The organism is Pseudocoprococcus catus, assembly GCF_019734885.1.
Classification (GTDB): Bacteria; Bacillota; Clostridia; order Lachnospirales; family Lachnospiraceae; genus Coprococcus_A; species Coprococcus_A catus.
Window position 1 is genome coordinate 64,920 of sequence record NZ_JAAXCM010000047.1, and the last position, 24,770, is coordinate 89,689.

Sequence of the window (24,770 nt, forward strand, 5' to 3'; positions counted from 1 at the left end):
TCTCCTTTAACTCAGGTAGTTTTTAAAAGTACTATAGTTTATCAATAACAGCGAAACGCCCCATGAACTTTGGATAAATATATCCATTTATCAGATTCATAGCAGGTGCTTCAATCGCGGCCGGTACTTAGCTGGTGTTTTTTACCAGCTTATGTACCGCTGCCAGCGATTGGCAACGAGAGTGTGCCTGCTATGAACTGATAAAATGGATATATTTTCAAAAACCATTTGCGTTTCGCGTCAATTGAAATAGAGAGGAGTTTTAAAAATGCCATTAATTCCATTAAGACCTTTACTTGAAACTGTTGATAAATATCACTATGCGCAGGGTGCTTTCAATGTCAACGCTGTTGCGCAGGCAAAAGCGGCCATTGAAGTGCATGAAATGTTCCGTTCCGCAGCAATCCTGCAGGGTGCAGATCTGGCCAACGGATTTATGGGCGGCCGTACAGATTTCCAGAATGCAACTCTGGAAGACAAGAAGATCGGTGCTAAAAATATTGCCAATGCCGTCAAGAAATATGCTGAGGATTCGCCAATCCCTGTTGTTCTGCATCTGGATCACGGCAAGAACTTTGATTCCTGTAAAGCAGCCATCGAAGGCGGTTATACATCTGTTATGATCGACGGTTCTTCACTGCCGTTTGATGAAAATGTAGAGCTGACAAGAGAAGTTGTTAAATATGCCCATGAAAGAGGCGTTTCTGTTGAAGGTGAGCTGGGTGTATTAGCCGGTGTGGAAGATCACGTATTTTCTGCAACATCAACATACACAAACCCATTAAAAGCTGTTGAATTCTTTAAGAAGACAGGCGTAGATGCTCTGGCTATTTCTTATGGTACAATGCACGGTGCGTCTAAAGGTAAAAATGTTAAACTGAGAAAAGAAATCGTTATTGCCATCAAAGAGTGCCTGATGCATGAAGGTATCTTTGGCGTTTTAGTTTCTCACGGTTCATCGACTGTACCAAAATACATTGTTGATGAGATTAATGCCTTGGGCGGCAATATTCAGAATGCCCATGGTATTTCTGTAGATGAACTGAAAGCAGCTATTCCTTGTGGTATCGGCAAGATCAATGTTGATACAGATATCCGTCTGGCTGTTACAAGAAACATGAAAGAGTTCTTCCATAACTATCCGGAGAAACGCAACAGCCCATCCATCGGCGGTGTCTATAAACTGCTTGAAGAGAAGAAAGATCAGTTTGACCCTCGTGCATTCCTGCCTCCGATTATGGATACTGTTATGTACGGCAATATTCCTGATGAAGATGTTGCTGCTCTGGTTGCTGTCATCGAAAAAGGTGTCAAAGAAGCTATTGGTACACTGATTGTACAGTTTGGTTCATTCGGCAAAGCACCGCTTGTTGAGCAGGCAAGTCTTGATGAAATGGCTGAACGCTACAAGAAGATGTAATTGCATCAATCATATATAATTGCGTTAATATTATAGAAGGTAAAGAAGGAATTGTACAACATGGTCTGGCTGATTGTTGCGACACTTGCTGCCAGTTTTATTAAAGGTGTCTGTGGATTTGCCAATACCCTTGTATTTACCACGATATTGAGTTTTTCGTTCAATAACATTCAAATTACGCCAATGGATCTGATTATCGGCTACCCGGCCAATATGATCATTGCCTGGAAAGAGCGCAGGCAGATTAACTGGCGAATCAGCTTGCCGGTGGCGGCGCTGGTCATTCTCGGCAACATTCCCGGTATTTTTATGCTGAAGAATGTGGACACGCGAACCATCAAAGTGATTTTCGGTTTTTTCATTATTGCCATGGGCATTGAGATGCTGATGCGGGAGAGAGCCGGAAAGAAGCAGAAAGAATCCAAAATCATACTTGGATTGATCGGTGTGCTTTCAGGTCTATGCTGTGGACTTTATGGTGTCGGTGCACTGCTGGCGGCGTATATGGATCGTGTGACTGAGGACAGCCATGCATTCAAAGGCAATCTTTGTTTGGTATTCTGGATTGAATGTACATTTAGACTGATTGTCTATCCATGCATTGGCATATTGAACTGGCAGATCTTTTGTCAGGCGATATGTATGATTCCGTTTATGGTGCTGGCGCTGGTTTTTGGCATGAAATGCTGCGGACATTTGAACGAAACGGTCATCAAGAGGCTGGTCATTATCGTGCTGATATTGTCAGGTATTGCACTTGTTATCCAAAACCTTTGTTAAAATATTTTATGCCCAATCACTTTTCATTATACAAGAGGTGTCGGTTGTGACTGATTCGGTCACGCCGACATCTTTTTTTGTGCATGTTCAACCAAAATCGGTCATTAATTTTGTGAAGTAGTTTGATTGAATTTGATTGAATTTGGCGTTATAATATGAACATAATAAAGAGCAGGAGGTAACAAGATGATTTATACAGTGACTTTTAATCCATCACTGGATTATATCGTTGCAGTAGACGATTTTCAGCTGGGACTTACCAATCGAACAAGTTCAGAATTAATCCTTCCTGGAGGAAAAGGCATTAATGTTTCAACATTATTAATGAATCTTGGTATAGAAAGCACAGCGCTTGGTTTTATGGCCGGTTTCACAGGTGATGAGATTGTCCGCGAGCTGCAGGAAATGGGTGTGAAATCCGATTTCATTCGTATTGATGAAGGTATTTCAAGAATTAATCTGAAGTTGAAATCCATTGATGGCACAGAGATCAACGGCAGTGGACCGGCAATCAGTGCTGACAAAGTTGAACAGCTGATGGTTCAGCTGGATGCACTTGGTGAAGGCGATGTTCTTTTCCTGGCAGGCAGTATCCCATCATCTATGCCGGATGATATGTATCGCCGTATTATGGCAAGACTGGAAGGCAAAGGCGTGATGATCGTTGTGGATGCAACGAAAGATTTATTGCTGAATGTTTTGGAGTACCATCCATTTTTGATCAAACCGAATAATCATGAGTTGGGTGATATTTTTGGTGTAGAGTTAAAGACAAGAGAAGAAGTTGTTCCTTACGGCAAAAAGCTTCAGGAAATGGGGGCACGCAATGTGCTGATCTCCATGGCCGGCGAAGGTGCCGTTCTGATCGCAGAAGACAGACAGGTATTCGATAAACCTGCACCGAAGGGCCATCTGGTGAACGCAGTAGGCGCGGGCGATTCTATGGTCGCAGGTTTTATGGCTGGATGGATGGACAAACAGGATTATGAGCATGCCTTCTGTATGGGTATTGCATCAGGAAGTGCCAGTGCATTTTCGGAATATCTGGCTACAAAGAGCGAAATTGAAGCAATTTATAAACAGGTAAGAGTGGAGGATTAAACCATGAGAATTACAGACTTATTGGATAAGCAGAGTATTTCCCTTAATGGTGCGCCGAAAGATAAGAAAGAGGCGCTTGATCAGGTCGTAGATCTGATGGCCAAAAGCGGCAAGATCAACGATGTTGAAGCTTACAGACAGAGAGTTTATGCAAGAGAAGAAGAGAGTACAACCGGTATCGGGGAAGGTATTGCCATTCCTCATGGTAAATGCGATGCTGTTACAAAACCGGGACTGGCAGCTATGGTTGTCAAAGACGGTGTGGATTTTGATTCCCTGGATGGTGAACCGGTGCATCTGATCTTTCTTATTGCAGCTCCGAACACAGAAGATAATATCCATCTGGACGTATTGAGTAAATTATCAGTTCTTCTGATGGATGAGCAGTTTACAGCAGATCTGCTGAATGCCAAATCTGTGGATGAATTTCTTGAAATTGTGGATAAGGCTGATGACGAGAAGAGCGATATTGATGAACGTCTGGCAGATACCGGTGAAGCTGAAGGTGCACAGGCAAAACTTCTGGCAGTAACAGCCTGCCCGACAGGTATTGCGCATACGTATATGGCGGCAGAAGGCCTTGAGAAGGCTGCAAAGGCAAAGAATTGTTTCATCAAGATTGAGACAAGAGGATCTGGCGGTGCAAAGAACGTGATCACCGATCAGGAAATTGCTGAAGCAGACTGCATTATCGTTACAGCGGATACTCAGGTACCGTTGGATCGTTTTGACGGTAAGAAAGTCATTATCCGACAGGTGTCCGATGGTATCAGCAAGGCGGATGAACTGGTAGATCTGGCGCTGTCAGGCAATGTACCTGTTTACCATGCAGCTGAAGGTGCTAAGACAGAGGTTAAATCTTCCGGCGGCATCGGCCATCAGATTTATGCACAGCTGATGAATGGTGTTTCACATATGCTGCCATTTGTTATCGGCGGCGGTATCCTGATCGCCATTGCATTTCTGATTGATGGTCTTTCAATTGATATCAATTCACTGCCGGCGGATCAGAGAGCCAATTTTGGTACGATCACACCGATTGCGGCGATGTTCAAACAGATTGGTGGCGTGGCATTCGGATTTATGTTGCCTGTCCTTGCCGGATTTATTGCGATGGCGATTGGTGACAGACCGGCACTGGCCCTTGGTTTTGTGGGCGGTATGATGGCTGCAAGCGGCAAATCCGGTTTCCTGGGAGCTTTGGTTGCAGGTTTTGTTGCCGGTTATCTGATACTTGCACTGAGAAAAGCATGTGACAAACTGCCGACAGCACTTGAGAAGATTGCACCGGTTCTGATTTATCCAGTGGTGGGTATTCTGGTAATGGGACTCTTTATGCTGTTCATTGTAGAGCCGATCATGGGTGGTATCAATACAGGTCTTAACAATGCCTTGACAGGTATGGGAAGTTCAAGTAAAGTGGTATTAGGATTAGTTCTCGGCGGCATGATGGCCATCGATATGGGCGGCCCATTCAATAAGGCGGCTTATGTGTTCGGTACAGCAGCTATTGCGGCGGGCAATTATGATATCATGGCAGCGGTTATGATCGGCGGTATGACACCACCTTGTGCCATTGCACTTGCAACACTCCTGTTTAAAGATAAATTTACAAAAGAAGAAAGAGAATCCGGCCCGACAAACTTTATCATGGGTCTGGCCTTTATTACAGAAGGTGCCATTCCATATGCGGCTGCGGATCCGCTGCATGTTTTACCAGCCTGCATCGCAGGTTCAGCTGTTGCAGGTGCGATTTCAATGTTCTTCGGCTGTACACTGATGGCACCTCACGGCGGTATCTTCGTATTCCCGGTTGTGGGCAATGCATTGATGTATCTGGTTGCGCTGATTGTAGGTACGGCAGTTTCTACAGTATTACTTGGTTTGTTAAAGAAAAAGGTTGCTTAAGTTAAAGATTGAAATAATCGAAATAATAAATGATGATTGTCAATAAAGTCAACGAATAATATGAATTGAGGAGGAATTTATCATGAAGGAATTTAAGTATGTGATCACAGACAAAGAAGGTATCCACGCTCGTCCAGCCGGTGAACTGATCAAAGTTGTTAAAGGATTCAACAGCACGATCAAGATTGCCAAAGACGGCAAAGAAGCAGACTGCAAGAGAATGTTCGCTGTTATGGGTCTTGGCGTTAAGAATGGTCAGGAAGTTGTCTTTACATTTGATGGTGAAGATGAAGATGCTGCATGTGAAGCAGTCAGCAAATTCATGAAAGAAAATCTGTAATTTATAATTATTGGTAACGACGGCGTTACAAGGAGTTAAACGTGTTCCCGTATCGGCGGGGCGAATTGAAGAGACTGTTGCATGATGGGTGCCCTGTAATGGGTTATGCAGCAGTTTTTTCTTTAACGGAGGAGAATCAAGATGCAGATATATAAAGGTAAAAGTGTTTTTGGCGGTATTGCCATTGGTAAGATCAGTGTTTACAAAAAAGATGAACAGCTTGTTAAGCGTGTCAAAATTGAAGATGCAGATGCAGAAATGGAGAGATATACAGCTGCCCGTAATATTGCGGCTGCACAGCTTCAGAAGTTGTATGATAAAGCGTTAAAAGAAGTAGGAGAGGCTAACGCTGCTATTTTTGAAGTGCATCAGATGATGCTTGAAGATGAAGATTACAATGAATCTGTTGAGAATATTATTCATTCCCAGATGGTGAATGCGGAATATGCGGTTGCCTCCACAGCAGATAATTTTGCCCAGATGTTTGAGGCCATGGACGATGATTATATGCGCGGCCGTGCGGCAGATGTCAGAGATATTTCAGAACGTGTGATCACTGTTCTGGCAGGCGGTGCAGGCAGCGGAATTGATTCTGATGAACCTGTTATCATTGCGGCAGACGATCTGGCACCATCAGAAACCGTTCAGCTGGATAAGGATAAGGTTTTATCCTTCGTTACAGCCCACGGTTCAGAGAATTCCCATACGGCCATCCTTGCACGTACCATGGGTATTCCGGCATTGATCGGTACCGGTATTGATCTGGATGAGACCGTTGACGGCAAGCTTGGTATTGTAGATGGCACCAATGGTGTTGTTTATGTTGATCCGGATGCTGAACTGTTGGAAGAAATGAAGAAGAAACAGCAGGAAGAGCAGGAGAAAAAACGTCTTCTTCAGACATTAAAGGGCAAAGAAAATATTACACTTGACGGTCAGAAAGTGATGCTGTATGCTAATGTAGGTAACATCAAGGATCTCGGTATTGCGCTGCAGAATGATGCAGGCGGTATCGGACTTTTCAGAAGTGAATTTATTTATCTGGGGCAGGATCATTATCCGACAGAGGAGGAACAGTTCCAGATTTATAAGACTGTGGCAGAGACTATGGCCGGAAGAAGAGTTATCATCCGTACACTGGATATCGGTGCTGACAAGCAGTGCGATTACTTTGAATTGGACAAAGAGGACAATCCTGCAATGGGGCTCCGTGCCATCCGTATCTGTCTGACACGTCCGGAGATTTTCAAGACACAGTTGCGTGCGCTTTTCAGAGCCAGTGTTTACGGCAATATCAACATTATGTATCCGATGATTATCAGCGTTGATGAGGTCCGTCAGATTAAAGCCATTGTTGAAGAAGTGAAGGCCGAACTGGCAGAACAGGGAATTGAATACGGCAATCCGGCACAGGGGATCATGATCGAGACACCGGCCTCTGTGATGATGAGCCGGGAATTGGCAGAAGAAGTAGATTTCTTCAGTATCGGTACCAATGACCTGACACAGTATACACTGGCCATCGACCGTCAGAATTCAAAACTTGACAAGTTCTTTGATTCCCACCATCCAGCAGTCCTTCGTATGATTCAGATGACCGTTGAGAATGCTCACAAGGCAGGTATCTGGTGTGGTATCTGCGGTGAATTGGGCGCTGATCAGGCACTGACAAAGGATTTCCTGGCGATGGGTGTCGATGAGCTTTCTGTATCTCCGGGAAGTATTCTTCCGCTTCGTAAGATTATCCTTGAGACCGATGTCGAAGCGTATAAGAAGTCAAAACAGACAAAATAGGAAAACGTTTAACAATATGTGGTTTCGATTGCGTCATCTCTTGGTGGCGCAATCTTTATAACAGATGGCATATAGTTTCTATCTGTTATATGCTCCGTACCAGGACTAGGTGACGGATTCTGTAAGGGAAGGTGAAATTATGCTGACAGAGCAGCGATATGAAACAATTTTAAGAATGCTGGATGAAAGAGGAAGTGTGACTGTTACAGAGCTGAAGGATCTGCTGGATGCTTCGGAATCCACTGTACGACGGGATATCACTGCCCTTGGCAGAGCCGGCCGTCTGATCAAGGTTTTTGGTGGTGCCGTTGCAATGGAGCGTATTATGACAGGCAGTGAACCGACAGTTGCCCAGAAAGTAGAAGTCAATAAGGAAGAAAAATGCAGGATAGCAGCCTATGCAGCCGGACTGATTGAACCGGAGGATTTTATTTTCCTTGATGCGGGTACGACAACAGGATACATGCTGGATTATCTGACGGAGAAAAATGCAACATTTGTAACCAATGCTGTTGCACATGCACAGAAACTGGCAGAGATGGGAATGAAAGTGCTGCTTGTGGGAGGTGAGCTGAAGAGCTCCACAGAAGCGATTGTCGGGGCCCAGGCGACGGAGATGATTCACAAGTATCATTTTACCAAGGGTTTTTTTGGTGCCAATGGTGTAACGAAGAAAACAGGATTTACCACACCGGAAGCCAGTGAGGCGGTTGTCAAAGAAATTGCTATGGCCCACTGCCGTGACCGCTATGTTCTGGTGGATCATGACAAATTCGGCAGTGTCAGTTCCGTGACTTTCGGAGCTTTTCAGTCGGCAATCATTCTGACGGACCGCAAAGTGCCGGGACTTGAGGATACCGGGAAGGTCATTGTTGTATAGGATGTTATGTGGTATAATGAACATATCATATTGATATCTTAGGAGGAGAAGGACAATGAAAAAAAGATTTTTTGCAGCAGTATTGACTGCTGCAATGGTTATAGGTGCACTTTCTGGTTGCGGTCAGTCGAAAACACAGAAGACGGATACCGCATTAGAGACAGAGATAGCGGCGGAGGCATCCGAAGAAGAAACCGGATATAATGAAATCACGCAGGTGCGTGTGGCGTATATGCAGAATTATGCATCTTTGTGGGAAGTGGCAACAGCCATCAACAAAGGCTATTTTGAAGAACAGGGATTAGATATCAAGCTCTATGCTTTTCAGGACGGTCCGACAGAGATCAATGCCATGGAATCTGGGTCTATTGATGTGGCCTATATCGGACCTGGTGCCCATAAACTGTGTATTCAGGGACAGGCATCCATTTTCTGTTTTTCTCATTTAGGCAATGCAGATTGCGTGATGGGATTGAAGTCTCATGGGGTGAATTCTCTAAAGGATCTGAAGGGCAAGAAAGTTGCGTATGCATCAGGGACAGCATCAGAGACGATATTGAAGCGAGCATTGTCATCAGTAGGTTTGACAATGGATGATATCGAAGCTTATGATATGGAAGTCAGCAATATGGTCAGTGCTATGGTTTCGGGTTCTGTAGATGCATGTGCAGCATGGTCACCAAGCTCATCAACGATTGTCAGTGAACTGGGGGATGATGCACAGATTTTCTGTACCAATACAACATTTGCAGACGAAGCTGCAGATTGTGAAGGATGGGTATGTATGCCGGGTTATGTGGAGGCGAACAGTGATATTCTTGTAAGATTTACAAAGGCGCTTTACGAGGCCATGGATTACGGTTCACAGGAAGCAAATTATGATGAAGTAGCCGGTTATGTGGCAGAAATCTGCGGAACAGACAAAGCAGCTGCATTGGAGCAGACAGGAGACGGTGCATGGCTTGACAGTAAGACATTACTGAAATATCTGGAGGATGGTACACTGAAGCATTATTATGAAGTTCAGCAGAAGAACTTTATTGATGCCGGTGATATTGATAAAGAAGTACCGGTTGAAGATTATGTTTTATTTGACATCATGGAAGAAGCCGATAAGTAGTAAAACCTGAAATATTCAGAGAAAGAGATGAATGGATCAGAAATTGATTTGTTTGTCTCTTTTTTTGTGTGGAAGTATAACCCATTTGTAATGATTCTTATATTGAACCAGGGAATCTGTATGTGAGAGAAAAAATGTGCAAAATTGAATACATAATACAAAATACGAATACACATATTGAATACTGTATACAATAATGATATAATCAAATCATAAAAGAGATCAAGTTCGGAGCGGCAATCCACTTCGGCTGAGATAAAACAGTATTGAACATAAGGAGGTACCATTATGGGTAGAGAAATTAATCAGAGAAAAGCAGCGATTATTGGTTGTGGTTTTGTTGGTTCAGCAACAGCATTTACATTGATGCAGAGTCAGTTATTCTCAGAGCTTGTGCTGGTGGATGTTGATTTTGATAAAGCAGATGGAGAAGCAAAAGATATTGCTCATGGTATTCCTTTTGCCGGTCAGATGAAAATACATGCAGGCACATATGAGGATCTGAGTGATGCAGCGATTATTATTGTAACTGCAGGAGCAGGCCAGAAGCCGGGAGAGACAAGACTTGATCTTGTGCATAAGAACGTAGAAATTTATGAAAGCATTATTCCGAGAATAGCAGAGCAGAATAAAGATGCTATTTTATTGATCGTATCAAATCCGGTAGATATTTTGACATATACTGCATTGAAGCTCAGTGGTTATCCTGAGAATCGCGTGCTTGGTTCAGGGACTGTGCTGGATACAGCACGATTAAAATATGCCCTTGGTGAACATTTAAGTGTAGACAGCAGAAGTGTCCATTCATTTATTATCGGTGAACATGGGGACAGTGAGATCGCTGTATGGAGCAGTGCCAATGTTGCAGGTGTGCCTCTGGATCAGTTCTGTGAGATGAGAGGACATTATAATCATGAGACAGCTATGAAGGAAATTGCAGAATCTGTCAAAAACAGTGCTTATGAGATTATTGCAAAGAAGCATGCCACCTATTATGGTATTGCCATGTCTGTCAAGCGTATCTGTGAATGCATTATGCGTAATGAGAAGTCAGTGATGCCGGTATCTTCCATGATGCACGGTGAGTACGGTATTGAGGGAATGTGTCTGAGTATGCCGGCGGTTGTGGGAAGCGAAGGTGTCGAAACCCATGTGCCGATTACGATGAATGCAGAGGAGACACAGAAACTGCAGGAATCAGCAGCAACTCTGAAAGAGATTATTGAAGATATTAAGTTGTAAAAAATGTTATCGTAACTGTGAATGCAGTGAACAGCTATATAGCCGATGATAGTGTCATAAAGCAGGCCGGGAGAACACATTTTGTGAAACTCCCGGCCTGCTTTATACTAATTATAGATATTTTACTGTGGAATATCCGCCACCAGTGCATCGATATCAGCAGCTTTTGTGATGATGCCCATCTTCAGCAGCCAGTCAGCTGTATTCTGCCAGCTTTCTTTATTGATGGTCAGAAAGTCAGTGCTGTTGTCAGCCATCAGAGGCAGAAGGATTTCCATACTCTTTTCTTCAACTTCTGAATCCAGAGGATAGTTGGCTTTGTCCTGATTGTTCAGGAGAATCTGCAGGCAGCCCTGTGGATCGTCAAGGACATCCTGGAAGCCTTTTCTGGAAGCACGGATGAATTTTGCCAGTTTGTCACTTTCGTTTTTGACCTGATTTTCACCAGTGACAAGGACAAGCTCTTCATAATCCGGACAACCCTCTTTTGTAATATCGAAATAAGTCACGTCATAGCCCTCTTTCTGAAGAGCTGGATATTCGTGGTTAATGTAGGTACCGATGACAGCGTCCACATTGCCGCTGATCAGGGATGTATTGAGGTCGAAGCCCACATCCTGCATGGTAACATCATCATAGGAGAGACCATTGTGCTCCATCATCGCTTTGACAAAATATTCATTGTCAACGGTTCCCGGATAGCCGATGATTTTGCCTTTCAGGTCTTTGGCACAGGTAATGTTGCTGGATTTCATAGACATCACGATGTTCAGCGGATGCTGTACAATCGTACCGAGAATCTTGACAGGAACATCCTGATTTGTTGCAGTAGAGATGATGTTTGGCTGGTAGTAGAGACCGGCATCCGCCTGTCCGGCCGCTGTCATGGTGATGGCATCATTTGTATTGGCCGGGAACTGTACATGCACATTCAGTCCTTCTTCCGCATAATAGCCCTTCTCGATGGCAGTGTAGATAAAGGAATGAACAGCATTCGGATACCAGTCAAGGACAATATTGAAATCTTCAAGGTCACCGTTGGATGCAGTACTTTCAGCAGCTTCTGAAGATGCTGTGTCAGTTTGTGTTTCAGCAGTACTTTCTGAAGCATTTGAAGCAGCCTCAGTAGTGGATGTGCCTGCGGAAGAATTGCCGCAGGCAGCCATGGAAAGCGTCATAGCAGCAGTCAGTAAAAGTGCAGAAAATTTTTTCATCTTTTTCATAATATAACTCCTTTTTTATTAGTGATCGCTTAGAATTGACATCTAAGCCATTGAATTACTGTTCTTCTTTCATAATACCCAGCATAGCCGCAAAAAGTGCGGTTTTCTCGGTGATTGTCGGAATATAGACCTTTTCCTCGGTTGTGTGCATACCGGATTCCACAGGACCGAATGCGTCAACGGCCGGCACACCGAAGGAATAGAACCAGTTGGCATCTGTTGCTGTCGGTTCGGCAATTTCTTCCATGGTAACACCAAGGAGCTGACCTGCTTTTTCAGCAATCTGGAAAGCTTTGTGGCCCATTTCGTTCTTCTCAAGGGCAGGGAACAGAATACGGTGTGAAACAGTTGTTTCACATACAGGATCTTCGTTGGAAGCAGCCAGAGATTCGATATTGGCTTCGGCTTCAGCAAAGGAGGGACCATTGTCAGGAAGACCTGCTACACAGAATTCCATGTGGGCATCACCGGCAACGATACCATTCGGACGTCCGCCGGAGATTGGAGCTACATTATAGTAGATCTCTCTGTCATAGTCATTGAAGCTGTACAGCTTGAGAATCTTATGCGCCAGTTCTTTGACGGCACTGTGTCCTGCCATATAAGCACCGCCTGCATGGGCTTCAACACCCTTGATATCCAGAGCGCCCAGGATAACACCTTTACGCTGGCTGACAACACCGTAACCTTTGTCTGTTTTGGCTGCGCTCTCGAAGATGTAAGCACATTCTGTACCGGGTGCTTCTTTCTCGAAGACCTTGCGGCTGGTAATGGAACCGATTTCTTCATCGCAGCTGTAAAGCATAACGATTTCTTTGTTTGGCAGTAAGCCTAATTCGCTGGCGATCTTGACAGCATAGGCAGAAACGGCGAACCCGGCTTTGCAGTCACCGCTTCCCAGGCCGTGGAGCCAATTGTCTTCATCTACATAAGGCGGGAATTTGGCAGCATAGCCAACAGGGAAGACAGTATCCATATGAGAATTCAGGATGATTTTGCCTTCCGGATGTTCCGGTTTAATGCGGGCAATCAGGTGTGTGCCGCAGCCTTCAAAGAACATTTCTTCCATTGTCACACCGGGGATGGTTTCAAGGACAGCCCGGGCCATATCGATGACCTGCCTATTGCCTTCCACATAATTCGACTCACTGTCAACAGAGGTGAAGCGCATCAGCAAATCTACCTGCTCCTGCAGATAACCTTCTGCTAATTCTTTGATTTTGTTGATATCCATTTGTAAAACTCCTTTCATAGAGAGTGCTGTTCTAAAGCTGTTCAATCATTGTATTTACAGTTCTTTTCGCCATGGGATCGCAATTCTTTCTATAATACCGACAATCGCGACGATCAACATAGCCACTGCGGATAATAAGACAATCGGGGCGAAGACACCGGCACCATCTAACTGGGTCAGCATACGTTTGCTGAAATAACCAAGACCGCTCTGGGCACCCAGCCATTCTCCGATGGCCGCACCAATGATACTGATCGGAATCGCCATTTTGATGGCTGAGAAGAAATAAGGCAGTGCATTCGGCAGTTTCAATTTCATGAAAATATCCATTTTGCTGGCATTGAAACTGAGCATCAATTCCTCCATTTCACGTTTCGTGGATTGAAAACCATCATAAACTGTAATGGTGATCGGGAAAAAGGTCATCAGTACAGTTACCAGAACTTTGCTCCAGATGGAATAGCCGAACCAGAGAACAAACAGCGGTGCAATGGCTGTTGTCGGGATTGTCTGGGAGGCGATGACCAGCGGGTAAAGGGTACGGCGGACGCCTTCATGCATATCCATGGCAATAGCCAGTGCCAGACCCAGGACGATGGAGATGCCGAGACCGATGAAGGTAACGGACATGGTAGCCGGCAGATGCACCGTGAACAGCGGTTCACGCAGTTCCCATAACTTCTGGATAACCTGTATCGGTGTGGGAAGAATGTAGGCAGCATTGATGCCAAGCGCTAATGCTTGCCAGCCGATTAAAAGAAGAAAGAAGAGAATCAGCGGCGGTAAATATTTTCTCATATAATCACCTGCTTTCTCAACTGATCGATCAGATATTCTTTTAATTCGACAATCTCCGGTCGTCCCATATCATTGCGGTTTCTAGGATAATCCATAGGAACATTCAGAACTTCCAGCTCATGGATCGGTGTCTGCTTGACCAGGTAAATTTTGCTGGACATAAAGATGGCTTCTTCTACATCATGGGTGATGAACATAATTGTTTTGTGGAAATGCTGCCATTGCTTCAGCAGCCATTCCTGCATGCTGATTCGGGTTAATGCATCCAATGCACTGAAGGGCTCATCTAAGAGCAGAAGATCAGCATCTGTTAAAAGTGTTCGGGCAAAAGAGATACGTTGACGCATACCGCCAGACAAATCCTTTGGATACTTGGCGGCATAATCAGAAAGTCCGACTTCCTTCAGAATATCAGAAACACGCTGTATCTGTTCTGACTGAGGAACTTTGGCAATTTCCATAGGGAGACACAGATTCTTCTCAATGGTGCGCCATGGAAAGAGCAGGTCCTTCTGGGGCATATAGCCTGCAGCATGTTTTACAGAAGCAATATCCTGCCCGTTCAGAAGGATATTGCCGCTTTTTCTTTTCAAAAGGCCGTTGGTCAGCTTGAAGATCGTACTCTTTCCGCAGCCGCTGATACCGATAATGGAAATAAACTCCTCGGGTTCCACGGTAAAGGAAAGATCGTCAATGATATTGAAATCTTCGCTGTCATATTGAAAGGTGACATGTTGAAATTCTAACATTTTAGAATACTCCTTGGTAAAAGTTTTGCGTGCGGTCTAAAGCGTCATATTCCAGGCCATATCCCAGAAAAGTGATTCAAAACGGCTGCATGTCCTGAAGATATCTTTGAGGTGGGCGATATCCGCTTCGGAACAGTGTTCACCGAGACGATCAACTGTATTCAGGATGCTCTGGTTGCAGGCCACATATTCTTCAGAAACATAGCCTTTGATCCAGTCACCATAGAATGGATGGTCAGCGGCCCCCGGAATTTGATTCAGTGCTTCTCCGATCATCTGATAGCTCCATGAGCAGGAGAGAATGGAAATAAGCAGTTCCAGAATGCCTTCATTGTATCCGACTTCCAGCATGTAATGAGTGTAGGAGGTGTTCATAATGGAAGGTTTGACAGCAGCAACTTCTTCCGGTGAAATGCCAAGGCGGGCCATATAACCGCGGTGGATGTCCATTTCTCCGTTTAATGTGTCGTTCACAAGCTGTGAGAAAAACTGCATCATTTCAGGTTCACGGGATTTGACAATGCCCAGGGCATAAACTCTGGCATAGTCATAGAGATAAAGATAGTCCTGAAGCATATAAAAACGAAAACGCTCTATGGAGAGACTGCCGTCACCGATGCCGGAGACAAATGGGTGCTTCAGATAGCCGTCCCAGATATCTTTGACGTCTTCGTATAAGATTTCTGTTAATTTCATAAATTTCCTCCTTAAAGGTTTAACGAGATAATTGCGAAACAGAAAGTTTTTGGGGCCTGCATCAATGCATAAGTCAACGCAGGCACACTTGCGTTGCCCAATGCTGGCAACGGTACATAAAGTGGTAAAAGACACCACTTAAGTACCGGCCGCATTGGAAGCACCTGTGTTAACTTATGCATTGATGCAGGCACTTCTCAAAGCTGGTGTTAGTTTCGCAATTATCATCAAGTGCTTAGAAATAGTATGTTATGAAACATTTGATGAGTGGTTATCAGCTGCAAAAAAATAAAAAGAGCTCTGCTAAGAAATGAAGCAGAACTCCCGATTAGATACATGTGTATTCATTACTTATGGTTGCTTATAAAAAGATAATTGAGGCAATCAATCATCATAGCATATAACCATAAATAGTTCATTTACATTGCTTTCCTGCGTTGGGATTATCCACATCAAGTTCAAAGGGTCGGCACAGGCCTCTCAGCAATTAAGCACCCCTAGCAAATTCAGTTTTATTATACAGTATTTGTATACAAAAGTAAATAAAAAAATGAATTGTATTTCATCAGTACATTGAATGGAATACATCTGTTTGGGTAATTGACGAAAAAAGGTGTTGTCTGTTTTGAAATTTTGTTTTATACTTTGCGTTATGAGAAGGTTAAGGGAAAATAGATCAAAGCAATATAACATCAAGCAAGGCTTGAACGTTAGAGAGGAATTGACAGAATGAATCTTGATTATTATAAAACCTTTTATTATGTGGCTTTGAGTAAAAATTTTACGAAAGCGGCAGAGCTTCTTGGCAATAATCAGCCGAATGTAACCCGTTCGATGAATAATCTGGAGGCGGAGCTTGGATGCCGGCTGTTTGCGAGAAGCAACAGAGGGGTATCATTGACACCGATTGGAGAACAACTATTTCAGTATGTGTCGGCAGCTATGAATAATCTGGAACAGGGAGAAGAGGAGATTAAGAAGACGCTGAATATTGAGAATGGGCTTGTGACTATCGGAAGTAGTGAGACGGCTTTAAGGTTAATGCTTTTGGAGCGATTAGGCAGTTTTCATGAAGAACATCCGAAAATCCATTTTCGAATTTCCAGTTATTCTACACCGCAGACTATACAGGCACTAAAAGAAGGCAAAATTGATTTTGCTGTGATTTCCACACCGGTGGACATAAAGAAACCGCTTCATAAAACACCGCTGGTGACTTTTCAGGATGTTTTAATCGGCGGCTCGAAGTACAGAGAGCTGGCATCGAAGACGCGCAGTCTCAATGAATTGATGAGCTATCCCTTTGTCTCACTTCCACCGGAGACTGGGACAAGAATGTTTTATACACAGTATTTTATGAATCAGCATTTATCTTTTCATCCGGAGATTGAGGTGGCAGCCACAGACCAGATTCGCCTGATGGTTCGATATAATCTGGGTATCGGTTTTTGCCCGGATGACCTGGCAGCAGATTACATTGCAAGGGGAGAGGTGTGCCAGATCCATCTTCAGGAAGAAATCCCAAAACGCCAGATTTGTCTGGTGACGGATGAATCAAAGGTATTAAGCTCTGCAGCCCAAAAGCTGAGAGATGCACTGGCAGAGGATGCCAGCTACAGGCCTTTTTTCTGTGATTGCTGAAGCGAAAGAACGTGTATAATACAAAGAAAGTGTATATAGCTATTGAAGAGACAGCCGCCGGTTAAATACGGATCTTGCCGGCTGTCTGCCTTGATGTTTTCAAACGAGCCATGGCTCTGGCCAGTGAAGCGCTGGAATGGTAGTATTCCTGAATACTCTGTTTCTGACGCAGCTGTTCCAGAGCCCTTTCTTTGGCTTCTTCGGCACGGCGAACGTCGATTTCTTCCGGCTTTTCTGCACTTTCTGTCAGCAAAATGACACGGTTGTTGGCAATCTGGACGAAACCGCGGCCAACATAACCGATATGCCAGGTACCATCTTCCGTTTTATAACGCATTTCTCCGTCCGTGACGGCAATAACCATGGCTTCATGGTGGGCCAAAACCTCTTTCTCACCGTCAAAAGCGGGAACAATCAGAGAGAGGCAGGGACCTTCATAGAAGACCCTGTCTGCTGCGATGATTCGCAGATTATACATATCACTCATTAGAAACGCCTGCCTTTCTATTTGACAGAAGCCTGCATTTTTTCAGCTGCACGTTTCACATCATCGATGGTGCCAACGTTAAAGAACGCATTTTCAGGGTAATCATCCATTTCACCGCTGATAATGGCTTTAAAACCACGAATGGTTTCTTCAATAGGTACATAAACACCTTTGATGCCTGTGAAGTTTTCTGCCACGTGGAATGGCTGAGAAAGGAATTTCTGGATCTTACGGGCACGATAAACGGTAATCTTGTCTTCATCGGACAATTCTTCCATACCAAGGATAGCGATGATATCCTGAAGGTCTTTGTAGCTCTGAAGAATTTCCTGTACCTTTCTGGCAACTTCGTAATGCTCTTCACCGACGATGTCCGGTTCAAGAATTCGTGAGGAGGATTCAAGAGGATCGACGGCCGGATAGATACCCTGTTCAACAATTTTTCTTGAAAGAACAGTTGTTGCATCCAGATGGGCAAATGTTGTTGCAGGTGCAGGGTCCGTTAAGTCATCGGCAGGTACATAAACAGCCTGTACAGAGGTAACAGCACCGTTTTTGGTGGAAGCGATTCGTTCCTGAAGTTCACCCATTTCAGTAGCCAGTGTCGGCTGATAACCAACGGCAGAAGGCATACGGCCAAGCAGCGCGGACACCTCGGAACCTGCTTGGGAGAAACGGAAGATATTATCGATGAACAGAAGGACATTTCGGTGCTCCTGATCACGGAAATATTCAGCCATTGTCAGACCGGTTTCAGCGACACGCATTCTGGCACCAGGCGGCTCATTCATCTGACCAAACACCAGGGCTGTTTTTTCGAGAACACCTGAAGCTTTCATTTCGGACCAAAGGTCGTTGCCTTCACGGGAACGTTCACCAACACCGGTGAAGATAGAGTAGCCACCCTGTTCAGCTGCGATATTGCGGATCAGCTCCTGGATCAGGACTGTTTTACCAACACCGGCACCGCCGAACAGACCGATTTTACCACCTCTGGCATATGGTGCCAGAAGATCGATAACTTTGATACCTGTTTCAAGCACTTCAGCTACAGGATTCTGATCTTCGAAAGCAGGAGGATCTCTGTGAATAGACCATTTCTCAACATCTTTTAATTCTTCGCCGCCATCAATGGTTTCACCTGTGACATTGAAAAGACGGCCAAGGGTCTGTTCGCCGACAGGAACTTTGATTCCGCCGCCGGGAGCAATAACTTCCATATCACGGTAAAGACCTTCACTGGCGGAGAGCATAACACAGCGGACTGTGTGATTACCGATATGCTGTGAGACTTCCATGATACATTTCTGGCCATTATTATCAACTTCAAGGGCATCTTTGATATATGGAAGATCATCATCTTCGAATTCTACATCGACAACAGGTCCCATGACCTGTACAATTTTTCCTTTTTTCATATCGGACACCTCCTTTTAATTTTTTCCTTTTTTCTGAGCCTTGGCACCGGCAATGACCTCAGTGATTTCCTGAGTAATAGCGGCCTGACGGGCTCTGTTATAAAGTGTTCCAAGCTCCTGAAGAATAGCAGATGCGTTATCAGCGGCAGCCTGCATAGCCATCAGACGGGCATTCTGCTCGCTGGCATAAGCCTCTACAAGGGCACTGTAAATATAACCGACGATATAATCCGGTACGATCTGTCCCATGACGGCTTCCGGTGACGGTTTCATGGCGATGTGTTCCATCGGAAGATCGACGGGGATATCTTTGATCATGAAATCCGGACGTTCAAGGGGAAGAAGACGCATGAACTGTGCTTCCTCTGTCATGGCATTTTTCATGCTTGTGTAGATCAGATAGATTTCATCTACCTTTTTCGTACGATAAGCATCGATCAGTGTCTCAGAAATATTTCTGGCACGGCTTAATGTCGGATTCTGAATGGTATAGTGGAACTGGTGAGCAATCGGTATTTTCTTCTGCTGGAAATAATGTCTGCCGATTTCACCAATGACATATAATTTTGCGTTTTTATCGTTTTGAATATGCTCTTCAGCCAGCTTGAGGATATTGTGGTTGTAGGCACCGGCCATACCTTTATCCGCAGTGACAACCACATAGGCACGGCGAATGGGAGTCTCATCTATGACAGCATTCGGATCACGGAAGTATTCTGAATGCATTTCGGGAAGATGACGAAGGATTCGGCTCATGGTGGACTGAAGGGTATAGAAATACGGTTCTGTATTTGCTAACGCTTTTTTTGCTCTTCTCAGTTTCGACGAGGAAATCATATACATGGCATTGGTGATTTTCATTGTGTCCTGTATACTTCTCATTCTGTCTCTGATTTCTCTGGCATTTGCCATATCAGATACGCCTCCTTCCTGTCTTACTGCTGTTTGAAGGCTTCAGCGGCTTCATCAATCTGCTTTTTCAGCTCATCTGTCAGCTGACCGCCTGTCTGAATGGCTTCACATATATCTGCATGCTGCAGATCAAACCATGCCAGAAGATCATTCTGGAATTTCTTGACAGATTTAAGTTCCACATCATCAAAATAACCTTTGTTAGCCAGATGAAGGGTAATAACCTGCTGGTTCAGCTGAAGCGGTTTGCCGAGGGGCTGTTTCAAAAGCTCAAGAAGGGCATGGCCGTGTTTTAACTGTTGCTTTGTAATATCATCCAGATCAGATGCGAACTGGGTGAAAACTTCCATCTCACGATACTGCGCCAGATCGATACGGATACTGCCGGAAGCTTTCTTCATAGCGCTTGTCTGAGCAGCACCGCCGACACGGGATACAGACAGACCAACGCTGACGGCAGGACGCATACCTGAGAAAAACAGATGGCTTTCAAGGAAAATCTGACCATCTGTAATGGAAATAACATTGGTTGGAATATAAGCGGATAAGTCACCGGCCTGTGTCTCAATAATAGGGAGGGCTGTTAATGATCCGCCACCAAGTTTTTTACTGAGTCTGCTGGCACGTTCCAGAAGACGGGAATGCAGATAGAACACATCACCGGGATAAGCTTCACGTCCAGGAGAACGTTCCAGCAGAAGGGAGATGGCTCTGTATGCAACGGCATGTTTGCTCAGATCATCATAGACGATCAGGGCATCCTGACCTTTGTACATAAAGTATTCTGCCAGTGCTGTACCTGCGTATGGTGCGATGTACTGAAGTGAAGATGAGTCGCTGGCCATGGAAGCCAGGACGATGGTATATTCCATGGCACCATGTTTTTCAAGGTTGTTGACAACTCTTGCAACGGTAGAAGCTTTCTGACCGATGGCAACGTACACACAAACAACGCCTTTGCCTTTCTGGTTGATGATTGTATCTTCTGCAATAGAAGTTTTACCTGTCTGACGGTCACCGATGATCAATTCACGCTGACCACGGCCGATTGGGAACATGGAGTCAATGGAAAGGATACCTGTTTCCAATGGTGTATCAACAGGCTGACGATCAATGATCGCCGGTGCCGGTTCCTCGATGGCACGATATTCAGTGGAAGCAATATCACCTTTGCCGTCGATAGGTTCACCCAGGGCGTTGACAACCCTTCCTTTAAAGGCATCACCGACGGGAATGCCGGCTCTTTTGCCTGTACGGATGACCTTGCAGCCTTCACGAATGGATTCGTCGTGGCCAAAAAGGATACAACCGATTTCATTTCGACGGATATTCTGTACCATACCTTTGACGCCGCCATCGAAGACAACGATTTCGCCGTACATCGCATGGTCGATACCGTAAACTGTGGCAATACCATCGCCGACCCAGATGACTTCACCGGTCTCTTTGGCTTCATTGTCCCAGTCGTAATTTTCTATTTCATTTTTTATAATCGATATAATATCGTCTGCACTAATGACACTCACATTATCACCTCTTTCAGAGTTTTAAATCTGTCCAACGGCATCCTTCAGCTGACGGATGCGTGCTGCAAATGTCCAATCGTATTCTTCGTTGCCGATACGGATGCGCACACCGCCCAGGAGAGAAGGATTTATGCTGATCTGATAAATCAGTTTTTTGCTGGGATACTTCCGTGAGAGGAAAGCTTTTATTTCATTTTCTTTTTCAGGGGATGGTGTTTCGGCAAAAACACATTCAACCCGTACACGGTTATGAGAAGTATCCCAGATTTTCTGCCATTCAGCATAGATGTCTGCCAGTTCTTCAATTCCGCCGTCATTGCACATGACCTTGTAAAAGTTGATCAGATGGCGGGGGAGACCAGAGCCGTCGAAGACGCGTTCAATCAGATGATGTTTTTTCTCAGATGTCACAAGGGGACTCCGAAGAACGTTCAAAAGTGCAGGAACTTTTTCTGTGATCTCACGGGCAGTCTGAAGTTCTTCAGACGTAATACCCAGCTCATACAGAACAATTGCATTATTTACCGCTCTTTGCGTCATACTGATCACCTGTCATAATAATTTTCTTTGCAGCCAGCATGGCAATATCCATGATCTGTGACTGCAGTTCTTTCTTGGCATTTGCCTGTTCTTTTTCAATATCTTCACGGGCCTGTGTGAGCATTTTGACTCTTTCAGCCTCTGTATCAGCAATCGCCTTGCTGTGTTCTTTTTCGGAACGTGCACGGGCAGCTGCGATAATATCGGCGGCCTGTTCTTTAGCAGTGTCAAGCTGCTGCTCATAGTCGGCTTTCATTTTGTTGGCTTCATCCTGCGTTTTCTGTGCAGCATCAAATTGCTGCCTGATCATTTCGTTTCGCTGCTCGATCACACCCATAACCGGCTTGATCAGAAAATGCCGAAGTGCAACAAAAAGGATAAGGACATTGACGACGGTCCAGAAGATTGTCCAGGGTTCCAAACTTAACATAGCTGCACCTGCCTCTCATTCTTACTGTTCCATAAGTTCTATTAAATATCGCAATAATTATTTCAGGAAAAGAATGATCAACAGGGCAATAACGAAACCGTAAATAGCCGTTGCCTCGGCAAGGGCACAACCAAGAAGCAAAGATTTACTGATTTTGCTTTCTGCTTCAGGCTGTCTTGCGATAGCGTCTACTGCGGAAGAAGTTGCTTTACCGATACCAACACCGGCACCAATACCTGTTAATACTGCAATACCTGCACCAATTGCTACGAATAATGTTGCTGACATAATAACTCGCTCCTTTTCTTTTAAAATTGACGGATCATTGAGGATCAGTCGATAGCTTCTTTAATAAATAATGCGGTCAGGAATACAAAAACGTATGCCTGGATCAGCCCGTCGAATATATCGAAGTAGCAGCTGAATACCGCCGGCAGGATGGCCGGGACGACCATCTTCAGCAATTCCATAATGACAAACGAGCCAAGAACGTTGCCGAATAATCGCATACATAATGAAAGCGGTCTGATGAAAATCTCAAGGATGTTGATCGGTAAAATGACAACCATCGGTTCTGCAAAGCTTTTCAGCCAGCCGCGGCCGCCTTTAGCCAAAACATCAGACAGCTCGATCAAAATGATGCTGAGAATTGCCAGTGAAGCCGTTACATTGATATCCTTTGTCGGTGGTTTGAAACCGAGAATGCCGATGAGATTGGCAATACCGATATAAATTCCCACACTCATTAAATAAGGAATAAAACCTTTGCCTTTCTCGCCAAGGATATCTTCGAAGAAGCTATAAATACCACTGACAGCCGTTTCAAGAAGCAGCTGTCCTTTACCTGGGTTTGTGACCTTCAGGTTTCTGACAAAAATCGCACACAGGAGAATCACAACAGCCATGATTAACCATGTTACAAAAACTGATTCAGCCACCGGTATGCCGCCGAAAATCGGAATCGTAAAAGCTGTATCACAGTTTAATTCTTCCATGAGATTTTTTACCAGCTCATCCATATTTATTCACTTCCTTTTCACTTCCCTCTCGGGCTGTTCACAATTTTAGTCTCGTCAAAGGCAAATGTCAAATGTCGAAAAAAGAATGAAAATTCACAAATTGAACACAGCTTTGTAAATATTATGCCCTAAAAGTGTGTTTGAGTTGCATTTAAAATTGGTAAAATTTGAATAGAACAGAAAAGCAGAAGATTTATTTTCTCCTATTTGGCGTATGTTAGAATTGTAAAACTTTATGGAATATAATCACGATACTTCTTTGATATATCAGATATGCATATGTGTTATTGGACAGATTAAAAAAGAGTGTCGAAAAAAAGACACTCTTTGATAGTCAATTATTCAAGAACGGTAATAGGGTCACCCACATGAAGGGTTCCCTCTTTGATAACTTTGGTGAAGATACCCTGGGTAGGCATAATGCATTTGCCGACTTTCTGCTGAATGGCACAGCCTTTGTGACATTCCTTGCCAATCTGGGTGACTTCCTGAATGGTTTCCCCAATCTGAAGGCGTGTGCCCACAGGAAGTTCGTAGAGGCAGATACCTTCTGTAGTCAGGTTCTCGGCGAATTGTCCAGGAGTCAGATCGTCAATGCCCATTTCAGTCATGATGTCAATACTTTCCTGGGCCAGAAGGCTGATCTGACGGTGCCAGTTGCCGGCATGGGCATCACCGACAATGCCATGATCGCATTTGCATACAGCAGAGTCAACAGGTGTTTTAATCACGCCTTTTTCTTTGGATATGTTGATAGATGTAATTGTTCCTTTGATCATAGATTGATAACTCCATTCTAGTGTTTCTTAGTCCTGCACGAAGTGCCCGGATTTACCACCGTCCTTTTCGATGACGCGCAGATTTGTGATATGCATGCTTCGGTCAATAGCTTTGCACATATCATATATTGTCAGTGCAGCAGCGGAAACAGCATGAAGCGCTTCCATCTCAACACCGGTCTGTCCGGTTGTCTTGACATAGGCTTTGATGTGGACAGCATTCTCTTTGGTATCTGTTTCGAAATGAATATCGATTCCGGACAGCATTAGCGGGTGACACATAGGGATGATGGAGGAAGTCTGCTTGGCAGCCATAATGCCGGCTACCTGGGCAACTGCCAGGACATCTCCTTTCCTGATCTGTCCGTCGGTGATAGCCTGTAAAGTCGCAGGCTGCATATAGATACTTCCGGCGGCTGCAGCAATTCTGTGAGTGATGGCTTTCTCAGAAACGTCCACCATCCGGGCCCGGCCCTGGTCATTGATATGTGTAAGAGGCATAAAAACCTTCTCCTTTCAGTATTTGTTTAGGTATGCAGTCATCAGAGGCTATTTGCGGCCGGGGCTGCAGCATAGAATCATTATAGCTGAAATGAGAAGAAAAATCAAAAAAATTCATAAACTTTAGTGCAATGGTATTGATTTTATAAAAGGGACGCTTTAAAATAGGAAGATGCGGGATGAGATGTCTTGTTATCAGGACAGAAGCCTGTATGTTTTTGAAGTTGACTGA

25 protein-coding genes and 1 riboswitch are annotated in these 24,770 nt (G+C 44.4%); of the genes, 10 read left to right on the plus strand and 15 right to left on the minus strand.

From position 1 onward, the window contains the following. The first annotated feature begins 268 nt into the window (after positions 1–268). The 9 genes from HED67_RS13200 (at position 269) to HED67_RS13240 (ending at position 10,585) form a co-directional block, all read left to right on the plus strand. Complete coding sequence (locus HED67_RS13200) at positions 269–1,420, plus strand: class II fructose-bisphosphate aldolase (RefSeq protein WP_178438491.1); 1,152 nt, start codon at positions 269–271, stop codon at positions 1,418–1,420. A gap of 60 nt (positions 1,421–1,480) precedes the next feature. Further along, the gene (locus tag HED67_RS13205; RefSeq protein WP_221718586.1) at positions 1,481–2,200 is read left to right on the plus strand and encodes a sulfite exporter TauE/SafE family protein; all 720 of its coding nucleotides are present in this window, start codon (positions 1,481–1,483) and stop codon (positions 2,198–2,200) included. Between the two features lie 186 nt (positions 2,201–2,386). After that, on the plus strand, positions 2,387–3,301 hold the full coding sequence (gene pfkB / locus HED67_RS13210; protein ID WP_221718587.1) for a 1-phosphofructokinase: 915 nt from the start codon (positions 2,387–2,389) through the stop codon (positions 3,299–3,301). A 3-nt stretch (positions 3,302–3,304) separates the two neighbouring features. After that, positions 3,305–5,209, plus strand: coding sequence for a PTS fructose transporter subunit IIABC (locus HED67_RS13215; RefSeq protein WP_221718588.1), 1,905 nt, complete (start codon positions 3,305–3,307; stop codon positions 5,207–5,209). Positions 5,210–5,291: 82 nt separating this feature from the next. Then, positions 5,292–5,549, plus strand: a complete 258-nt coding sequence (locus HED67_RS13220; RefSeq protein ID WP_015513702.1) for an HPr family phosphocarrier protein — start codon at positions 5,292–5,294, stop codon at positions 5,547–5,549. A 141-nt stretch (positions 5,550–5,690) separates the two neighbouring features. Continuing rightward, a complete protein-coding gene (gene ptsP / locus HED67_RS13225) occupies positions 5,691–7,343 on the plus strand; it encodes a phosphoenolpyruvate--protein phosphotransferase (RefSeq protein ID WP_221718589.1) in 1,653 nt (550 codons plus the stop codon). Positions 7,344–7,482: 139 nt separating this feature from the next. Beyond that, entirely contained in the window at positions 7,483–8,223 is a 741-nt protein-coding gene (locus tag HED67_RS13230; protein ID WP_178439065.1) for a DeoR/GlpR family DNA-binding transcription regulator, read from the plus strand. 55 nt (positions 8,224–8,278) lie between these two features. Further along, a complete protein-coding gene (locus tag HED67_RS13235; RefSeq protein ID WP_178439062.1) occupies positions 8,279–9,343 on the plus strand; it encodes an ABC transporter substrate-binding protein in 1,065 nt (354 codons plus the stop codon). Between the two features lie 288 nt (positions 9,344–9,631). Beyond that, positions 9,632–10,585, plus strand: a complete 954-nt coding sequence (locus HED67_RS13240) for an L-lactate dehydrogenase (protein ID WP_215632467.1) — start codon at positions 9,632–9,634, stop codon at positions 10,583–10,585. Positions 10,586–10,707: 122 nt separating this feature from the next. Here HED67_RS13240 and HED67_RS13245 read toward each other — a convergent pair whose 3' ends face one another. The 5 genes from HED67_RS13245 to tenA are packed head-to-tail and all read right to left on the minus strand — an operon-like array spanning position 10,708 to position 15,285. After that, positions 10,708–11,808 carry an ABC transporter substrate-binding protein gene (locus tag HED67_RS13245; RefSeq protein ID WP_221718590.1) on the minus strand — a complete coding sequence of 367 codons (1,101 nt, stop codon included), beginning with the start codon at positions 11,806–11,808 and terminating at the stop codon, positions 10,708–10,710. Between the two features lie 55 nt (positions 11,809–11,863). After that, entirely contained in the window at positions 11,864–13,042 is a 1,179-nt protein-coding gene (locus HED67_RS13250; RefSeq protein WP_221718591.1) for a M20/M25/M40 family metallo-hydrolase, read from the minus strand. Between the two features lie 54 nt (positions 13,043–13,096). Then, positions 13,097–13,840, minus strand: coding sequence for an ABC transporter permease (locus HED67_RS13255; RefSeq protein ID WP_221718592.1), 744 nt, complete (start codon positions 13,838–13,840; stop codon positions 13,097–13,099). Next, positions 13,837–14,589 (minus strand): ABC transporter ATP-binding protein, encoded by a 753-nt coding sequence (locus HED67_RS13260; protein ID WP_221718593.1) that lies wholly within the window; start codon positions 14,587–14,589, stop codon positions 13,837–13,839. The genes HED67_RS13255 and HED67_RS13260 overlap by 4 nt, the downstream gene beginning before the upstream one ends. Before the next feature lie 36 nt (positions 14,590–14,625). Beyond that, positions 14,626–15,285 carry a thiaminase II gene (tenA, locus tag HED67_RS13265; protein WP_178439046.1) on the minus strand — a complete coding sequence of 220 codons (660 nt, stop codon included), beginning with the start codon at positions 15,283–15,285 and terminating at the stop codon, positions 14,626–14,628. 412 nt (positions 15,286–15,697) lie between these two features. Then, a riboswitch (TPP riboswitch) is annotated at positions 15,698–15,794 on the minus strand. Positions 15,795–16,014: 220 nt separating this feature from the next. Between tenA and HED67_RS13270 the strand changes: the two genes are divergently transcribed. Beyond that, entirely contained in the window at positions 16,015–16,926 is a 912-nt protein-coding gene (locus HED67_RS13270) for a LysR family transcriptional regulator (protein ID WP_221718594.1), read from the plus strand. A gap of 61 nt (positions 16,927–16,987) precedes the next feature. Here the strand turns inward: HED67_RS13270 and atpC are convergent, their stop codons facing one another. The 10 genes from atpC to moaC form a co-directional block, all read right to left on the minus strand. After that, positions 16,988–17,413, minus strand: a complete 426-nt coding sequence (gene atpC, locus HED67_RS13275) for an ATP synthase F1 subunit epsilon (protein WP_117528302.1) — start codon at positions 17,411–17,413, stop codon at positions 16,988–16,990. Between the two features lie 17 nt (positions 17,414–17,430). Then, positions 17,431–18,831, minus strand: a complete 1,401-nt coding sequence (gene atpD / locus HED67_RS13280; protein ID WP_178440060.1) for a F0F1 ATP synthase subunit beta — start codon at positions 18,829–18,831, stop codon at positions 17,431–17,433. A gap of 15 nt (positions 18,832–18,846) precedes the next feature. Further along, a complete protein-coding gene (gene atpG, locus HED67_RS13285) occupies positions 18,847–19,743 on the minus strand; it encodes an ATP synthase F1 subunit gamma (protein WP_221718595.1) in 897 nt (298 codons plus the stop codon). Positions 19,744–19,766: 23 nt separating this feature from the next. Continuing rightward, on the minus strand, positions 19,767–21,269 hold the full coding sequence (atpA, locus tag HED67_RS13290; protein WP_221718596.1) for a F0F1 ATP synthase subunit alpha: 1,503 nt from the start codon (positions 21,267–21,269) through the stop codon (positions 19,767–19,769). Positions 21,270–21,290: 21 nt separating this feature from the next. Further along, positions 21,291–21,809, minus strand: coding sequence for an ATP synthase F1 subunit delta (gene atpH / locus HED67_RS13295; RefSeq protein ID WP_178440054.1), 519 nt, complete (start codon positions 21,807–21,809; stop codon positions 21,291–21,293). Next, positions 21,787–22,239: a F0F1 ATP synthase subunit B gene (gene atpF / locus HED67_RS13300; protein WP_221718597.1), complete on the minus strand. Its 453-nt coding sequence runs from the start codon at positions 22,237–22,239 to the stop codon at positions 21,787–21,789. The genes atpH and atpF overlap by 23 nt, the downstream gene beginning before the upstream one ends. Before the next feature lie 57 nt (positions 22,240–22,296). Continuing rightward, positions 22,297–22,527 carry an ATP synthase F0 subunit C gene (gene atpE / locus HED67_RS13305; RefSeq protein WP_015513717.1) on the minus strand — a complete coding sequence of 77 codons (231 nt, stop codon included), beginning with the start codon at positions 22,525–22,527 and terminating at the stop codon, positions 22,297–22,299. Between the two features lie 44 nt (positions 22,528–22,571). Further along, complete coding sequence (locus HED67_RS13310; RefSeq protein ID WP_221718598.1) at positions 22,572–23,258, minus strand: F0F1 ATP synthase subunit A; 687 nt, start codon at positions 23,256–23,258, stop codon at positions 22,572–22,574. Positions 23,259–23,596: 338 nt separating this feature from the next. Continuing rightward, positions 23,597–24,037, minus strand: coding sequence for an MOSC domain-containing protein (locus HED67_RS13315; RefSeq protein WP_215632475.1), 441 nt, complete (start codon positions 24,035–24,037; stop codon positions 23,597–23,599). A gap of 27 nt (positions 24,038–24,064) precedes the next feature. Beyond that, positions 24,065–24,538 (minus strand): cyclic pyranopterin monophosphate synthase MoaC, encoded by a 474-nt coding sequence (gene moaC, locus HED67_RS13320; RefSeq protein ID WP_215632476.1) that lies wholly within the window; start codon positions 24,536–24,538, stop codon positions 24,065–24,067. Between the last annotated feature and the right edge of the window lie 232 nt (positions 24,539–24,770).

What these genes read in the sequence shown, in the direction of transcription:
- HED67_RS13230 (WP_178439065.1), top strand. Translation starts at nt 7,483, where the DNA reads ATGCTGACAGAGCAGCGATATGAAACAATTTTAAGAATGCTGGATGAA.
- tenA (WP_178439046.1), bottom strand. Translation starts at nt 15,285, where the DNA reads ATGAAATTAACAGAAATCTTATACGAAGACGTCAAAGATATCTGGGAC.
- HED67_RS13260 (WP_221718593.1), bottom strand. Translation starts at nt 14,589, where the DNA reads ATGTTAGAATTTCAACATGTCACCTTTCAATATGACAGCGAAGATTTC.
- atpF (WP_221718597.1), bottom strand. Translation starts at nt 22,239, where the DNA reads ATGTTAAGTTTGGAACCCTGGACAATCTTCTGGACCGTCGTCAATGTC.
- moaC (WP_215632476.1), bottom strand. Translation starts at nt 24,538, where the DNA reads ATGCCTCTTACACATATCAATGACCAGGGCCGGGCCCGGATGGTGGAC.
- atpG (WP_221718595.1), bottom strand. Translation starts at nt 19,743, where the DNA reads ATGGCAAATGCCAGAGAAATCAGAGACAGAATGAGAAGTATACAGGAC.
- atpH (WP_178440054.1), bottom strand. Translation starts at nt 21,809, where the DNA reads ATGACGCAAAGAGCGGTAAATAATGCAATTGTTCTGTATGAGCTGGGT.
- HED67_RS13250 (WP_221718591.1), bottom strand. Translation starts at nt 13,042, where the DNA reads ATGGATATCAACAAAATCAAAGAATTAGCAGAAGGTTATCTGCAGGAG.
- HED67_RS13220 (WP_015513702.1), top strand. Translation starts at nt 5,292, where the DNA reads ATGAAGGAATTTAAGTATGTGATCACAGACAAAGAAGGTATCCACGCT.
- HED67_RS13215 (WP_221718588.1), top strand. Translation starts at nt 3,305, where the DNA reads ATGAGAATTACAGACTTATTGGATAAGCAGAGTATTTCCCTTAATGGT.
- HED67_RS13315 (WP_215632475.1), bottom strand. Translation starts at nt 24,037, where the DNA reads ATGATCAAAGGAACAATTACATCTATCAACATATCCAAAGAAAAAGGC.
- pfkB (WP_221718587.1), top strand. Translation starts at nt 2,387, where the DNA reads ATGATTTATACAGTGACTTTTAATCCATCACTGGATTATATCGTTGCA.
- HED67_RS13255 (WP_221718592.1), bottom strand. Translation starts at nt 13,840, where the DNA reads ATGAGAAAATATTTACCGCCGCTGATTCTCTTCTTTCTTCTTTTAATC.
- HED67_RS13240 (WP_215632467.1), top strand. Translation starts at nt 9,632, where the DNA reads ATGGGTAGAGAAATTAATCAGAGAAAAGCAGCGATTATTGGTTGTGGT.
- HED67_RS13270 (WP_221718594.1), top strand. Translation starts at nt 16,015, where the DNA reads ATGAATCTTGATTATTATAAAACCTTTTATTATGTGGCTTTGAGTAAA.
- atpD (WP_178440060.1), bottom strand. Translation starts at nt 18,831, where the DNA reads ATGAAAAAAGGAAAAATTGTACAGGTCATGGGACCTGTTGTCGATGTA.
- ptsP (WP_221718589.1), top strand. Translation starts at nt 5,691, where the DNA reads ATGCAGATATATAAAGGTAAAAGTGTTTTTGGCGGTATTGCCATTGGT.
- HED67_RS13235 (WP_178439062.1), top strand. Translation starts at nt 8,279, where the DNA reads ATGAAAAAAAGATTTTTTGCAGCAGTATTGACTGCTGCAATGGTTATA.
- HED67_RS13310 (WP_221718598.1), bottom strand. Translation starts at nt 23,258, where the DNA reads ATGGATGAGCTGGTAAAAAATCTCATGGAAGAATTAAACTGTGATACA.
- HED67_RS13245 (WP_221718590.1), bottom strand. Translation starts at nt 11,808, where the DNA reads ATGAAAAAGATGAAAAAATTTTCTGCACTTTTACTGACTGCTGCTATG.
- HED67_RS13205 (WP_221718586.1), top strand. Translation starts at nt 1,481, where the DNA reads ATGGTCTGGCTGATTGTTGCGACACTTGCTGCCAGTTTTATTAAAGGT.
- atpE (WP_015513717.1), bottom strand. Translation starts at nt 22,527, where the DNA reads ATGTCAGCAACATTATTCGTAGCAATTGGTGCAGGTATTGCAGTATTA.
- HED67_RS13200 (WP_178438491.1), top strand. Translation starts at nt 269, where the DNA reads ATGCCATTAATTCCATTAAGACCTTTACTTGAAACTGTTGATAAATAT.
- atpC (WP_117528302.1), bottom strand. Translation starts at nt 17,413, where the DNA reads ATGAGTGATATGTATAATCTGCGAATCATCGCAGCAGACAGGGTCTTC.